The organism is Streptomyces sp. SolWspMP-5a-2 (assembly GCF_900091845.1).
Classification (GTDB): Bacteria; Actinomycetota; Actinomycetes; order Streptomycetales; family Streptomycetaceae; genus Streptomyces; species Streptomyces doudnae.
Genome location: NZ_FMCI01000188.1, coordinates 1 through 12,021, shown reverse-complemented (window position 1 = coordinate 12,021; position 12,021 = coordinate 1). Strand labels below are relative to the sequence as shown.

Here is a 12,021-nt window from a genome sequence, read left to right as displayed (position 1 = left end):
GCGGCGGAGGCGCGCGGGGCTCCGGGTGCCCGTCACCGTCCGCCGGGCGCGCCGCAGTTCGCCGACGTCCCGCAGGACGGCCCACATCGAGGTGGTGCCGCCGTCGGCGGCGAGCACCGGCTCGCCCATCATGTGCACGGTCCGCACCTCGCCGTCCGGGCGCAGGACGCGGAACTCGCCGTCGATGGGCCGGGCGTCGATCAGGCAGCCGGTGACCATGGCGGTGAGCGCGGCGCGGTCCTCCTCGTGGACCAGGGACGGCAGTTCGTCGAGGGTGAGGGCCGGGTCGGCGGGGTCGCGGCCGAGGATCTGGTACAGCTCGGCGGACCAACTCGCCTCGTCCGTCAGGAGGTTCCACTCGGCGCTGCCCACCCGGCTGAGCAGGGTGCCTCGGCGCGCCGGGGCCGGTGCGGTCCTGGGCGGTGGCGGCACGGACGGGGGGCCCTCGCGCAACTGGGCCAAGTGCGCGTCGAGATCGTCCAGTTGGTGCAGGGCCAGCTCGCACAGGGTGCGCTGCCAGCGCCCCGCGGGGTCCGATCCGTCGCCGCGCGCGGTCCGGCGTACGGCGTCCACCTCGCCCTTGAGCCGCCGCGTCTGCGTGATCAGCGCGTCGACCGGGCCGCGACCCGGCGGCTGGGCGGCCGGGCGGTCCGCGGTGGGATGGGGCGGCATGACGCACTCCGATGCGGGAACGGGACGGCCAGGGCCGGTGGAGGGACCGTTACGACTGTGGCACAGCCCGCGACGCGCTGTAAGGGATTTGGCAACACCCGATCCGGTGGTGCTTCTGACATATGCCAGCGTCCCCACAGGTGGCAATGGGGGGTATGCCCCCATCCGTCAGTGAAATGTGACGCACGTCACATAGGAATTTCCCGTTCCAGCGTAATGCGATCGGCCTCGACGAGGTCGTACAGGCACACGGCCGACAGGCCCACCTCCGACCGCAGTGGAGACCGCCCCATGGACATCAAGGACATCACCCTCGAACAGCCCGCCCGCGGCCGTCTGATCACCGCGGACGAGCGCGAGCTGCCCGTCCCGGCCGTGCTGCGCTACGCCGCCGCGGACCCGCTCGCCGTCCACCTCGACTTCCCGCCCGAGGTCTCCCTCGACCGCACGTCCGTCACCTGGACCTTCGGCCGCGCCCTCCTGGACGACGGGCTGCGCGGCCCCTCCGGCGGCGGCGACGTGCACATCTGGCCGTGCGGCGACGACCGCACGGTGCTGGAGTTCCACTCCCCGTTCGGACTCGCCCTGCTGCGCTTCGAGACCGCCGCCCTGCGCCGCTTCCTGCTGCGCACCTACGCCGTCGTCCCCGAGGGCCGAGAGGACCTCGGCGAGGCCGTCGACCGGGGCCTGACCGCCCTCTTCGGCAGCGTCTGAACTACCCGTACAGCGCCGGGCGCCGGGGCAGACCGACGGCGACCCGGCCGCCGGTCTCCAGAGCCCGCACGCCCGCTCCCGCGACCACCGACGCCGCGTACCCGTCCCAGGCGCTCGGGCCGGTCACCCGCCCCCGCCGGGTGGCGTCCACCCACGCCTGCACCTCGCGGTCGTAGGCGTCGGCGAACCGCACCAGGTAGTCCTGCGGCACCGCCCTGCGGTCGGCCGCCCGCGCCGTGACCCGCACCGCCTGCTCCTCGCCTATCCGCACACTGCCCGTCTCGCAGACCGCCTCGCAGCGCACCTGGTAGCCGAAACCGCAGTTGACGAACACCTCGACGTCCACCAGGGCGCCGCCGTCCGTCTCGAACAGCACGAACTGCGGGTCGAGCAGCCCCTCGGGCGCCCCCGCGGACGGCCGCGGGCGCACCACCGTCACCGCCGTCAGCTCCTGCCCGAGCAGCCAGCGGGCCGCGTCGATCTCGTGCGAGACCGAGCTGTCCACCAGCATCGCCGACGTGAAACCGGGCGGCGACGACACGTTCCGGTGCACGCAGTGCAGCATCAGCGGACGCCCCAGCGCCCCCTCGTCCAGCAGCGCCTTCAACTGCCGGTACTCGGCGTCGTAGCGCCGCATGAAACCGATCTGCGCCAGCCGCCGCCCGAGCCGCTCCTCCGCCTCGACCACCCGCAGCGCCCCCGCCGGGTCCGGCACCATCGGCTTCTCGCACAGCACCGGCAGCCCCCGCTCGAACGCGGCGAGCAGCGCCTCCTCGTGCGCGGGTCCGGGGGAGGCGATCAGGACAGCCTCGACGCCGGGCACCGCCAGCGCGTCCCGCACCTCGGTGCGCACGGCGACCCCGTCGATCCCCGCCACCGCCCGCCGGGCCCGTTCCGGATCGGGGTCGGCCACGGCGACCACCCGGGCGCCGCTCACCACCCGGTCGAGTCGGCGTATGTGGTCGGCCCCCATGTGGCCCGCGCCCAGCACGGCCACACCCAGCAACTCGGACACGATCTCGCGGCCCCTTCCCACGGCGACTCCAGGGCGACCTGCGCTTCCCGGTCGTCGGACCAGCGTTTCATGGTCGTCAAGGGGTGCCGGGGGCCGTGGTCAGTAGCGCAGCACCCCGGCCACCCCGGGGGCGTCGCCCAGCGCGCCGTCCGGGACGAAGCGGACCTCCGCGCCGGTCTCCAGGCACTGCTCGACGATCTCGTCCACGATGTCCTCGCGGGCGTCGAGGTCACCCTGCTCGGCCGGGATCAGATGGTCGCCCGCGTCGTCGCGCACGGTCACCCGGTAGTTCTCCTCGACGACGAGCAGCCGCACACGGCCGTCCCGGGCACCGCGCCACAGCTCGTCGACCCCGGCCGCGTACGCCTTGCGGCCGCGCGCCGACTCCAGCTCCTGCACGGCGTCGGCGGCGGCCCGCCGCGCCTCGGCGGCGACCACCGGCCGCACCGCCTGCCACACGGCCTCCCCGGTGCCGTCCGCGAGCCCGCCGTGCGGGACGTGCACCGCGTCCCCCGCGACCCCGCCGAACTCCGTCAGCAGCGAGAGCGCCGCCTGCTCGCCGGTCGCGTACAGCGGGCGCGGGCGGGCCCGCAGGACGGCGGCCATCGCGGCGTCGGCCTCGCGCAGGAAGTGCCGGGTGTCCTCGTCGCGGAAGGTGCTCGGCACGTCCCCGATCCGCTCCCGGCGCTCGGCGTCGAAGTTGTCCATGCTCCTGACCAGCGGGAAGGGGCCCTCGACGGCCTCGGTGACGCGGTCCGCGCCGCCGGACCAGAGGGTGACCCGGTGGGCGGCCAGCGACAGCACCCAGAACGGCCGCTCGGCGGCCCGCGCCGAGACCAGGTTGCGGGTCAGGAAGGTGTCCGAGAGCACCACCCGCTCCGGGACGGCCCGCGCCAGCGACCACACCTGGTGCTCCCCGGGCGCCGCGAAGATCACCAGACCGTCCTCGGCGTGCGCCAGGTCCACCTCGGCGAGGGCCCGGTCGAGGTGGCGGACGACGTCGGCGCGCCGCTCCCTGGTCACCGCGGGATCGGCCTCCAGCTGTCGCTTGGCCTCGGCCACCACGTTGCGCAGCCTGACCGGGTCCTGGGCGTTCTCGGGTTCGCGGCGGTGGGTCGGCGTCAGCACGGACACGGCCGGGTAGGGCCGCGGGTGCCGCAGCTCGGACAGGGCGGCGGGACTCAGGGCGTGCTCCATATGAGCACGATAGGTCCGTTTCGCCGGTCGGGCATGCGGGGCGGTCCGCGCTCAGCCGGAGACGGGAGCGGGGTCCTCCGGGCCGCACGAACTGCCGTCGTAGGGCAGCGTGCCGTACAGCAGGAAGTCGTCCACCGCCGCGTGCACGCACTTCGACGACGAGTAACCGGTGTGCCCCTCACCCTTGTTGTCCAGCACCACCGCCGACGGCCCCAGCCGCCGCGCGGTCTCGGTGGTCCAGCGGTACGGCGTCGCGGGGTCGCCGCGGGTGCCGACGAGCAGCATCCCGGGGGTGTCGACGTCGTGCACGGACTCGCGGATGTAGCCGGTGCCCGCGGGCCGCCCGAAGCACATCAGCACCTCGGCGAGCCGGGAGCGGCCGAAGATCGGCGACGCCTTCTCGAACGCGGCCCGCAGCCGCGGGAGTTCGGCGGTGAGTTCGGCCGCGTCGGGGCGGTCGGGGTCGTCCGCGCAGTTGATCGCCGTCAGCGCGGCCGGGAGGTTGTCGACGGGGACGTCGCCCGCCTCGACCGTGGCGCCGGGTTCGGGCGGACGTCCGGAGGCGGTCGCGCGGCCGGGCGCGAAGCCCAGCACGCCGCCGGTGTCGCCGTCCTGCACCAGGGAGGCGAGGGCCCGCTCGAGGGACGGCCACAACTGCTCGCTGTAGAGCCCCTGGGCGAGGGCGACGACCAGGTCCTGCCCGGTGAAGCCGCCGCCGAACGCGGTCGGGACGGGGTTCTCGTCGAGCGAGCCGACGAGCCGGGCTATCCGGGCGCGGGCCGCGCGGGCGTCGCGGCCGAGCGGGCAGCCGACGTCCTTCACGCACCAGTTCACGAAGTCGTCCAGCGCCCGCTGCTGGCCCTGGGCGCCCGCGATGCCCTGCTCGGTCATCGGCTCGGTCAGGGTGTCGACCCCGTCGAGCACCATACGGCCCACCCGGTGCGGGAACTGGGCCGCGTAGACCGAACCGAGCCGGGTTCCGTAGGAGAAGCCCAGGTAGTTGAGCTTCCGGTCGCCGAGCGCCTGGCGCATCACGTCGAGGTCCCGCGCGGCGTTCACGGTGCCTATGTGCGGCAGGACGGGACCCGAGCGGCGGGCGCAGCGCTCGGCCGCGGCCCGCAGCCCCCGCAGCACCGCCGCCGGGTCGTCGAGGTCCGCGTCCGCGCCGACGACGGGCGAGGCGCCGCCCGAGCCGGTGCCGCAGCTGACCGGGGAGGACCTGCCGACCCCGCGCGGGTCGAAGGACACCACGTCGTAGCCGTTGGTCAGACCCATGAAGTCCTTGCCGCCCGCGGCCAGTCCGTCGACCCCGGGGCCGCCGGGCCCGCCGAAGTTCAGCAGCACCGCGCCGCGCTTCTTCCCCGTCGCCCGGTAGCGGGCCAGGGCCAGCCGCAGGGTGCCGGAGGCGGGCCGCGCGTAGTCGAGCGGCACGACGATCGTGCCGCACTCCAGGTCCCTCGGCTCGTCCGGGCCCGTGCACCGCGACCAGGCGACCTTCTGCCGGTAGAAGCGGGTCAGGTCGGGCCCGTCGTCGGCCGCGGCGGCGGGCAGTCCCGCCGCCAGCAGCACCAGGCCGGCGGCCGAGGTGAGCGCGGAGCGCCGGAACGCGGGCCGCGTCGACAGCTTTCCCGGCATCAGAGCCTCCCAGGGCACCCGTCGCGGTCCCGGGGGCGGTGCCCTCGATCACGATAAGCGGGCCCCGGAGGGCCCGCCTCCGGGCGAGCGGCACGGAGAGAAATGCCCTACTCTGTCCGCCGCCTGCGGTGATCGACCGGATTTACGGCCAGTTCGATAAGGATGACGCTCGATGGGGTGAAAGTTCGATCAGCCATAACTCTGATGGTTCGCCCGCGTTTTATCCCGTGCGGGTGTTTGCCCGTTTCTCCGGCGCGGGACTTCGGCCCGCGCCCAGGTACTGGAAGGCAGTGAGCCTATGCGAAGGGTCACCCGCAACGGAGTGATCGCTGTCGCCGCCGTCTCGGGGGCGATGGCCGTCACCGGGGCCGCGTACGCCGACTCGGGAGCCCACGGCGCCGCGGTCGGCTCACCCGGTGCGGTCTCCGGCAACACCCTGCAACTCCCGATCGACGTACCGGTCAACGTGTGCGGTGACACCGTCAACGTGGTGGGGCTCCTCAACCCGGCGATGGGCAACACCTGCGCCAACGGCGGCGGCAGGAGCGGCGCCAAGCCCGCCGGCGGCCGGGCGGGCGCGACGACCGAGGGCGGCAGCGAGGCGGACGGCTCGGCCGTGGGCTCGCCCGGAGTCGTCTCCGGCAACGGCATCAAGCTCCCCGTGCACCTCCCGGTGAACGTCAGCGGCAACTCGGTGGACGTGGTCGGCCTCCTCAACCCGGCGTTCGGCAACGTGTCCGTCAACGACCCGGGAGAGCCCCACCGCCCCCGGCCCACCCCGACGCACCCCACGGCGCCGAAGCCGCCCGGCGGGCCGGGCGAGAACCGCAACATCCCGCCCGCCCCGCAGCCCGCGCCGCAGACCCCGGTGCACACCGAGGGGCGCCAGGTCGCGTCCCTCGCGCACACGGGCGCCGACGCGACGCTGCCGGCCGCGGCGGCGAGCCTGGCGCTGATCGTCGCGGGGGCCGCCGTCTACCGGCGCACCCGCAGCCGCGCCACGCGCTGACGGCACGTCCCGCGCGGCCTCACCGGAACCCACCCGGTGGGGCCCGCGCGCACGCCCGCACCACCGGACCGGTCCCACGGGACGTCCGGGACTCCCGGGGCCTCCGGGATCCCCGGGATCCCCGGGACGGTCGGGCCCCGCACAGGGCCCCGCACAGGGCACCGCACCGGGCACTCCACCGGGCGCCGCGCCGGGCTCCCTCCGGGGCGCGTCCGGTGCCCCGACTTCGCGCCCTGGCGTGCGCCCCGCCCCGGCGTGCGCCCCAAACCGCTCCGGCGCCGTCCGGCCGGTCCGGCGCCGTCCGGTCCGTCTGGTCCGGGGCCCGGCGAGCGTCCCGGCCGCCCTCCGGGCTCTGGGCCCCTTCGTGCTCCGGGCCGCCCCTCGGGCTCGGCCCGCGTCCCGGCCCGGTCCCGCGCCCCGCGCGCCCACCGCAACCGCCGTGTCGGCCGCCCCAATCCTCGTCACGCGGGGGCCGTCCTCCCGTACGGGTCCCGGCCGTCGTCTCGGGGCGCTTTGTGCACCCGGGCACCCGGGCTCCGTGTGCGGGAGGCCGCGGGTCCGGCCCGCCCCTCTCCCACGTAATGGAGTCCGCCGTATGACCGCTCCCGCTCCCGCCCCCGAGGACCTCGTCGTCTCCCGCGCCGCCCTCGACGACTGGCGGGTGGTCGGCGCCTGGTCCGGGGAGGAGGGATGGAACCCCGGGCTCCGCGACGGGCCCGCCTTCTTCGCGCAGGACCCCGACGGGTTCTTCATCGGACGGCTCGACGGCGTCCCCGTCTCGGCGGTCTCCGTCGTCAACTACTCCGCCGACTACGCCTTCCTCGGGTTCTACCTGGTCCGCCCCGACCTGCGCGGCCGCGGGCTCGGGCTGGCCACCTGGAAGACCGCCCTCGCCCACGCCGGTACCCGCACCGTCGGCCTGGACGGGGTCGTCGCCCAGCAGGACAACTACCGCCGCTCCGGTTTCGAACCCGCCCACCGCACTGTCCGGTTCAGCGGGCCCGCGCCCGCCGCCGAGGTCCCCGCCGGGGTCGGTCCCGTCCGGCCGAACGACTTCGCCGACCTCCTCGCCTACGACAGCGCCTGCTGCCCCGCCGACCGCCCGCGCTTCCTGGAGGCGTGGCTCACCGCCCCGGGCCACCGCGCCGTCCTGCGCCGCGACCACGGCGACCGGCTCACCGGTTACGGCGTCGTCCGCCCCGGACGGGACGCGCTGCGGATCGGGCCGCTCTTCGCCGACTCCGCCGCCGACGCGCGGGCGCTCTTCGCCGGGCTGGTCGCGGGCGCGGCCGGGCAGCCGGTCTGCGTCGACGTCCCGGAGACCAGCGCGGAAGGCGCGGCCCTGGCCGAGGAGGCGGGCTTCACACCGTCCTTCGAGACGGCCCGCATGTACACGGGCCCGGTGCGGCCGTTCGCCCAGGAGCGCGTCTACGGCGTGACGACCCTGGAACTCGGCTGACCGGTCAGCCGAGCAGGCCGTGCGCCCGGTGGTGCAACGCCCGCACCTCGCCGACGAGTTCGGGCACCGGGCCGTCCACCGTCACGCCGGGCGCCACCTCGTGGACCGGCAGCGCCCGCACCGGAGCCTCCGGCACCCCCAACGCGGCCAGCCAGGTGACCAGTTGCGCCGACGACGCCACGTACACGATCCGGCCGAGTCCGACCCAGGCGTGCGCGGCGGCGCACATCGGGCAGTGCTCGCCGGACGTGTACACGGTCGCCGCGGCCCGCTCCGCCGCGGTCATCCGGGTCGCGGACCAGCGGGCCAGCTCGAACTCGGGGTGCCGGGTGTGGTCGCCGCCCGCCACCCGGTTGCGGTCCTCGGCGAGCACCGTGCCGTTCCCGTCCACCAGGACCGAGCCGAACGGCTCGTCCCCGTCGGCGAGCGCCTCGGCCGCCAACTCCACACACCGCCGCAGATACGGCAGCTCGCGGTCCTGAACAGCCATGACGTCCGATCCTCCTCGCGCGGTGACGGCCCCGGCGCCCGGTCGGCGGACACCGGTGTCCAGCCTACGGCCGCCGTCGCGGACCGGCCGCCCGGCCCGTCGCCGGGCGGCCCGTTCCGGCCCGCGCCCGCGCACGGGAGCCGTCAAAACCATTGCCGCCCGCGCCGTCCGGTGCTGGAGTGAGGCCATGGATCATGACGGGGTACTCGCCCTCTACGACCGGGACATGCGCGCGGGCGCCCAGCCGGACGGTCCCGGCGCGCGGATCGAGCGGGTCGGCCGGGTGGTCAGGCAGGTCTCCGACGGGCACGGCTGGGACGGCGTCGTCTGGTCGGACCTGGACGCGGCGCACGCCGACGCGGCGATCGCCGAGCAGATCGCCCACTTCGGCGCGCTCGGCCGGGAGTTCGAGTGGAAGCTCTACGGGCACGACCTGCCCGTGGACCTGGGACGGCGGCTGCGCGCGGCCGGGTTCACGCCCGAGCCCGAGGAGACGCTGATGATCGCCGAGGTCGCCGCCCTCGACCTGGACGCCGCCCCGCCCGAGGGCGTGCGCCTGGTGCCCGTCACCGACGCGGACGGCGTCCGGCTGGTCGCCGATGTCCACGAGAAGGCGTTCGGCACCGACGGTTCCCGGATGCGCCGCCAGCTCCTGGCGCGGCTCACCGACGCCCCCGAGGGTGTCGTCGCCGTGGTGGCGATGGCGGGCGACGAACCGGTCAGCGCGGCCCGGATGGAACTGGTGCCCGGCACCCGGTTCGCCGGTCTGTGGGGCGGCGGCACGGTCGAGGGCTGGCGGGGCCGTGGCGTCTACCGCGCGCTGGTCGCCCACCGGGCCCGCGCCGCGGTCGAGCGCGGCTACCGCTACCTCCAGGTCGACGCGTCGTCCCAGAGCCGCCCCGTCCTGGAGCGCCTGGGCTTCGCCCCGCTGACGACGACCACGCCGTACGTGCGGCGCCCGTAGCGGGCACACCGCGGGGGCGGAACCCTTCCGGGGCCCGCCCCCGCTCACACCCGACGGTGCCCGTCCCGGCACCGTCGTCCCGTACCCCTGGCTATGTGTCCCTCCCGCGCGGGTGCCCGGTCAGCGGCGGCCCACCGTGCGGTCGAGCGCTGCCACGCCCACCGCGGCGAGGGCGATCTGGATGAGCCACTCGATCCAGTCGACGCCCTTGGTGTCCGCCACACCGAGCGCCGCCGCGATCGCGGTGCCGATCAGCGCGGCGACGATGCCGACGACGATGGTCAGCAGCACGCCGATGTGCTGACGGCCCGGCACGACCAGACGGCCGAGCACACCGATCACGATGCCGATCAGGATGGCGCTGACGATGCTCGAGATCTCCATCTCCGCCCCTCTTCGTCAGGAACCCCGCGGAGTGCGGATGCCCGCTGGGTGGAGGGGCACTCCGCTCCCCGCGCGTCGCCGTCTCCGTTTCTCCCCAACTCCCGGTAAACGGCGGGTCAATGAGGGCGCGCTCCGGGACGGGGCCGCGCCGGGCAGCGGTCGGCCGGTCCGCTCGTCCGCGGACCGGCCGGTCTCCGGATCCCTCCTGCCGGGGCCTACGTCGCGGTCCTGCTCCGCGCCGAGGTGACGGCGCAGACCAGCCCCAGGAGCACCGCGAGGGCGCCGATGATGACGTTGTTCAGCACGACACCCCGGTCGGGGCTCGCGCCGATGATCCAGGGCGAGACGATCATCCACACGCCCAGCGCGCACATGGCCCAGCTCAGGCCGTACATGCGGGCGGGTGCGGTGGTGAACCCGAGGGCCAGCAGGCCGATCGCGATGCCCATGATGAGGTTGTGGGGCACCAGGGCGGGCTGGCTGGTGGTGTAGTGGAGTATCCAGGGGGATACGGCGCAGTAGAGGCCGAGCAGGAACACCGGACCGTCCACGAGTGCCACATCGCGACCTCCGAGCATGCGGGCGTACCGTGCCCGCATTTCGGGGACATCAGGGTGGCTCGTCATGTCACCTCTGGTGTGCGAGACGTTGGCCATGATTCGTCTCCTTCGTGACTCACAGATCTGACCGCCTCTGGAGCGGCGCGCGGAAAAACCGCGTATGTCCATTCTGCGTCTGTTTCAGTCTTATGTGTAGTTCTGACTGGAAAGGATCGTCACGAAGTGCGGTGCCGCCGGTCAGGGCGCCGCGGTGAGCGAGGCGCGCAGCCGGATCAGCCCGTCCCGCAGCCGGGTCTTGACCGTGCCGAGCGGAACCGCCAGGGTCTCCGCGACCTGCCGGCAGGTCAGCCCGCGGTAGTAGGCGAGGGTGACGGCCTGGCGCTGGACGTCCGTCAGCGAGGCGAGCGCGGTCCGCAGCCGCTCCCGCTCCAGAAGGTCCTCGACCTGCTCCGTCACGTGGTCGTACGCGGGCGTGCGGTCGAGCCGCGCGGCCCGCTGCTCACGCGCCGCGCGCGCCTCCGCCGAGCGGACCCGGTCGATGGCCCGGCGGTGCGCCAGGGTCAGGATCCAGTTGACGGGCGTGCCGCGGTCCGCCCGGTAGCGGGGCGCCGTCCGCCACACCTCGGTCAGCACGTCCTGGACGACCTCCTCGGACTGCGCGTGGTCGCGCAGCACCGCCCGCACCACCCCGTACACCGGCCCGGCGACGGCGTCGTAGAGCCCGGCGAACGCGTCGTGATCGCCCAGCGCCACCCGCGCGAGCAGCGGCTCCAGATCGGGGACGGTGCCCGTGTGCCGCGCGCGGCCCGCCTCCGGAGCGGTGGCCGCAGGCCGGGGCGCCGTGGTCGTGTCGGTCACCCGGTGTCTCCCGGCGTGCCCTGGAGCTCCCGCGCCACCGGACGCTCGTCCACCAGGCGGTCGCGCAGCCGGTGCAGCCCGCGCCTGGCATGGCTCTTGACCGTGCCGAGCGGCCATCCGGTGCGTTCGGCGATCTCGGTCTGGGTGAGGTCCTCGTAGAAGGCCAGCCGCAGCACCCGCTGCTGGGGCGCGGGCAGCCGGGAGAGTTCCTGGCCGATCAGGACGCGGTCGAGGGCCGTCTCCGGGCCGGTGACCGCGCGGTCGGCCACCGCGAGGGACGCGGCGGCCGAGGCCGCCAGGTCGAGGCGGCGGGTGCGGGCGGAGAGCGCGTCGGCGATCTTGCGGCGGGTGATGCCGACGATCCAGCCCCCGATCGAACCGCGCTCGGGCCGGAACCCGTCACGGCCGCGCCAGACGCCGAGGAAGACCTGCTGGGTCACGTCCTCGGCCTCCTTCGGGTCGCCGAGCGAGCGCCAGGCCAGCGAGTGCACCAGGGCCGACCAGCGCTGGTAGGCCATCGCGAGGCACTCCTCGTCGCCCGCCACGAGGCCGCGGGCGACCTCCTCGTCGGCGGGCGGGGTACGCCGTTCGAGCAGCGCCCCGCCTGATCGTGAGCTCATGGGGCTCCTCCTGCCGGACGGCGTCGGCGCGGTCGGGGGCGCTGCCGCGGCCCCGATGCCGGTCATCCTGCGAGCGGGACGATCAACGCGGCAACTCGCATCGATTCTGCGTCGTATAGTCGGGAGATGACCGATCGAACGGCCCCGGCGGCCTCCCCGGGGACGGCCGTCGAGGCGTCGCTGACCACCGGCGCGCTGGCCCGGCGGCTGGGCGTCTCGCCGACCACGCTGCGCTCCTGGGACCGCCGCTACGGCATCGGACCCGCCGTCCGCGACGACGGCCGCCACCGCCGCTGGACCCCCGTCGACGTCGCCGTCCTGGAGGCCATGTGCCGCCTGACGTCGTCCGGGGTGCCGCCCGCCGAGGCGGCCCGGCTGGCCAGGGGCCGGGAGGGGGAACCCGAGCCGCTCGACGCGCTGCCCGCGCCCCGGACCGCGCACGAG

The 12,021-nt window shown here is 75.1% G+C and carries 14 protein-coding genes; 5 read left to right on the top strand and 9 right to left on the bottom strand.

Annotated features, from left to right (window positions below; genetic code table 11):
- A partial coding sequence (locus GA0115242_RS19310; RefSeq protein WP_141721656.1) for a PAS domain-containing protein occupies positions 1 to 672 on the bottom strand: 672 nt, incomplete at its 3' end.
- A 291-nt stretch (positions 673 to 963) separates the two neighbouring features.
- On the opposite strand from GA0115242_RS19310, the gene GA0115242_RS19305 reads away from it, so the two are divergent.
- Complete coding sequence (locus GA0115242_RS19305; RefSeq protein ID WP_093830132.1) at positions 964 to 1,386, top strand: SsgA family sporulation/cell division regulator; 423 nt, start codon at positions 964 to 966, stop codon at positions 1,384 to 1,386.
- A gap of 1 nt (position 1,387) precedes the next feature.
- Here the strand turns inward: GA0115242_RS19305 and GA0115242_RS19300 are convergent, their stop codons facing one another.
- The 3 genes from GA0115242_RS19300 to GA0115242_RS19290 form a co-directional block, all read right to left on the bottom strand.
- A complete protein-coding gene (locus GA0115242_RS19300) occupies positions 1,388 to 2,401 on the bottom strand; it encodes a Gfo/Idh/MocA family protein (protein ID WP_093830134.1) in 1,014 nt (337 codons plus the stop codon).
- A gap of 99 nt (positions 2,402 to 2,500) precedes the next feature.
- On the bottom strand, positions 2,501 to 3,598 hold the full coding sequence (locus GA0115242_RS19295; RefSeq protein ID WP_093830130.1) for a baeRF3 domain-containing protein: 1,098 nt from the start codon (positions 3,596 to 3,598) through the stop codon (positions 2,501 to 2,503).
- 51 nt (positions 3,599 to 3,649) lie between these two features.
- On the bottom strand, positions 3,650 to 5,233 hold the full coding sequence (locus GA0115242_RS19290) for an alpha/beta hydrolase (protein WP_093830128.1): 1,584 nt from the start codon (positions 5,231 to 5,233) through the stop codon (positions 3,650 to 3,652).
- Between the two features lie 298 nt (positions 5,234 to 5,531).
- Here GA0115242_RS19290 and GA0115242_RS42320 point away from each other — a divergent pair, with 298 nt between their 5' ends.
- Together GA0115242_RS42320 and GA0115242_RS19280 are read left to right on the top strand one after the other, a co-directional pair.
- A complete protein-coding gene (locus GA0115242_RS42320; protein ID WP_093830126.1) occupies positions 5,532 to 6,242 on the top strand; it encodes a chaplin in 711 nt (236 codons plus the stop codon).
- 595 nt (positions 6,243 to 6,837) lie between these two features.
- Positions 6,838 to 7,701 (top strand): GNAT family N-acetyltransferase, encoded by an 864-nt coding sequence (locus tag GA0115242_RS19280; RefSeq protein ID WP_093830124.1) that lies wholly within the window; start codon positions 6,838 to 6,840, stop codon positions 7,699 to 7,701.
- Between the two features lie 4 nt (positions 7,702 to 7,705).
- Here the strand turns inward: GA0115242_RS19280 and GA0115242_RS19275 are convergent, their stop codons facing one another.
- Positions 7,706 to 8,191: a nucleoside deaminase gene (locus tag GA0115242_RS19275; protein ID WP_093830122.1), complete on the bottom strand. Its 486-nt coding sequence runs from the start codon at positions 8,189 to 8,191 to the stop codon at positions 7,706 to 7,708.
- 187 nt (positions 8,192 to 8,378) lie between these two features.
- On the opposite strand from GA0115242_RS19275, the gene GA0115242_RS19270 reads away from it, so the two are divergent.
- Positions 8,379 to 9,155: a GNAT family N-acetyltransferase gene (locus tag GA0115242_RS19270; RefSeq protein WP_093830120.1), complete on the top strand. Its 777-nt coding sequence runs from the start codon at positions 8,379 to 8,381 to the stop codon at positions 9,153 to 9,155.
- A 120-nt stretch (positions 9,156 to 9,275) separates the two neighbouring features.
- On the opposite strand, the gene GA0115242_RS19265 is transcribed toward GA0115242_RS19270, so the two are convergent.
- The 4 genes from GA0115242_RS19265 to GA0115242_RS19250 form a co-directional block, all read right to left on the bottom strand.
- Complete coding sequence (locus tag GA0115242_RS19265; protein ID WP_093830118.1) at positions 9,276 to 9,539, bottom strand: GlsB/YeaQ/YmgE family stress response membrane protein; 264 nt, start codon at positions 9,537 to 9,539, stop codon at positions 9,276 to 9,278.
- Between the two features lie 215 nt (positions 9,540 to 9,754).
- Entirely contained in the window at positions 9,755 to 10,195 is a 441-nt protein-coding gene (locus GA0115242_RS19260) for an SPW repeat protein (RefSeq protein WP_093830116.1), read from the bottom strand.
- Between the two features lie 141 nt (positions 10,196 to 10,336).
- Positions 10,337 to 10,957, bottom strand: coding sequence for an ECF RNA polymerase sigma factor SigK (sigK, locus tag GA0115242_RS19255; protein WP_176729857.1), 621 nt, complete (start codon positions 10,955 to 10,957; stop codon positions 10,337 to 10,339).
- A complete protein-coding gene (locus GA0115242_RS19250) occupies positions 10,954 to 11,577 on the bottom strand; it encodes a sigma-70 family RNA polymerase sigma factor (protein ID WP_093830112.1) in 624 nt (207 codons plus the stop codon). Before GA0115242_RS19250 ends, sigK begins: the two co-directional genes overlap by 4 nt.
- Positions 11,578 to 11,703: 126 nt before the next feature.
- On the opposite strand from GA0115242_RS19250, the gene GA0115242_RS19245 reads away from it, so the two are divergent.
- The coding region (locus tag GA0115242_RS19245; RefSeq protein WP_237549156.1) for a MerR family transcriptional regulator at positions 11,704 to 12,021 on the top strand (318 nt) is incomplete at its 3' end.

Bases quoted from the DNA above. Each gene is read 5' to 3' on its own strand.
- GA0115242_RS19270 (WP_093830120.1), top strand. From the start codon at position 8,379: ATGGATCATGACGGGGTACTCGCCCTCTACGACCGGGACATGCGCGCG.
- GA0115242_RS19290 (WP_093830128.1), bottom strand. From the start codon at position 5,233: ATGCCGGGAAAGCTGTCGACGCGGCCCGCGTTCCGGCGCTCCGCGCTC.
- GA0115242_RS19295 (WP_093830130.1), bottom strand. From the start codon at position 3,598: ATGGAGCACGCCCTGAGTCCCGCCGCCCTGTCCGAGCTGCGGCACCCG.
- GA0115242_RS19275 (WP_093830122.1), bottom strand. From the start codon at position 8,191: ATGGCTGTTCAGGACCGCGAGCTGCCGTATCTGCGGCGGTGTGTGGAG.
- GA0115242_RS42320 (WP_093830126.1), top strand. From the start codon at position 5,532: ATGCGAAGGGTCACCCGCAACGGAGTGATCGCTGTCGCCGCCGTCTCG.
- GA0115242_RS19250 (WP_093830112.1), bottom strand. From the start codon at position 11,577: ATGAGCTCACGATCAGGCGGGGCGCTGCTCGAACGGCGTACCCCGCCC.
- GA0115242_RS19265 (WP_093830118.1), bottom strand. From the start codon at position 9,539: ATGGAGATCTCGAGCATCGTCAGCGCCATCCTGATCGGCATCGTGATC.
- GA0115242_RS19305 (WP_093830132.1), top strand. From the start codon at position 964: ATGGACATCAAGGACATCACCCTCGAACAGCCCGCCCGCGGCCGTCTG.
- GA0115242_RS19280 (WP_093830124.1), top strand. From the start codon at position 6,838: ATGACCGCTCCCGCTCCCGCCCCCGAGGACCTCGTCGTCTCCCGCGCC.
- GA0115242_RS19260 (WP_093830116.1), bottom strand. From the start codon at position 10,195: ATGGCCAACGTCTCGCACACCAGAGGTGACATGACGAGCCACCCTGAT.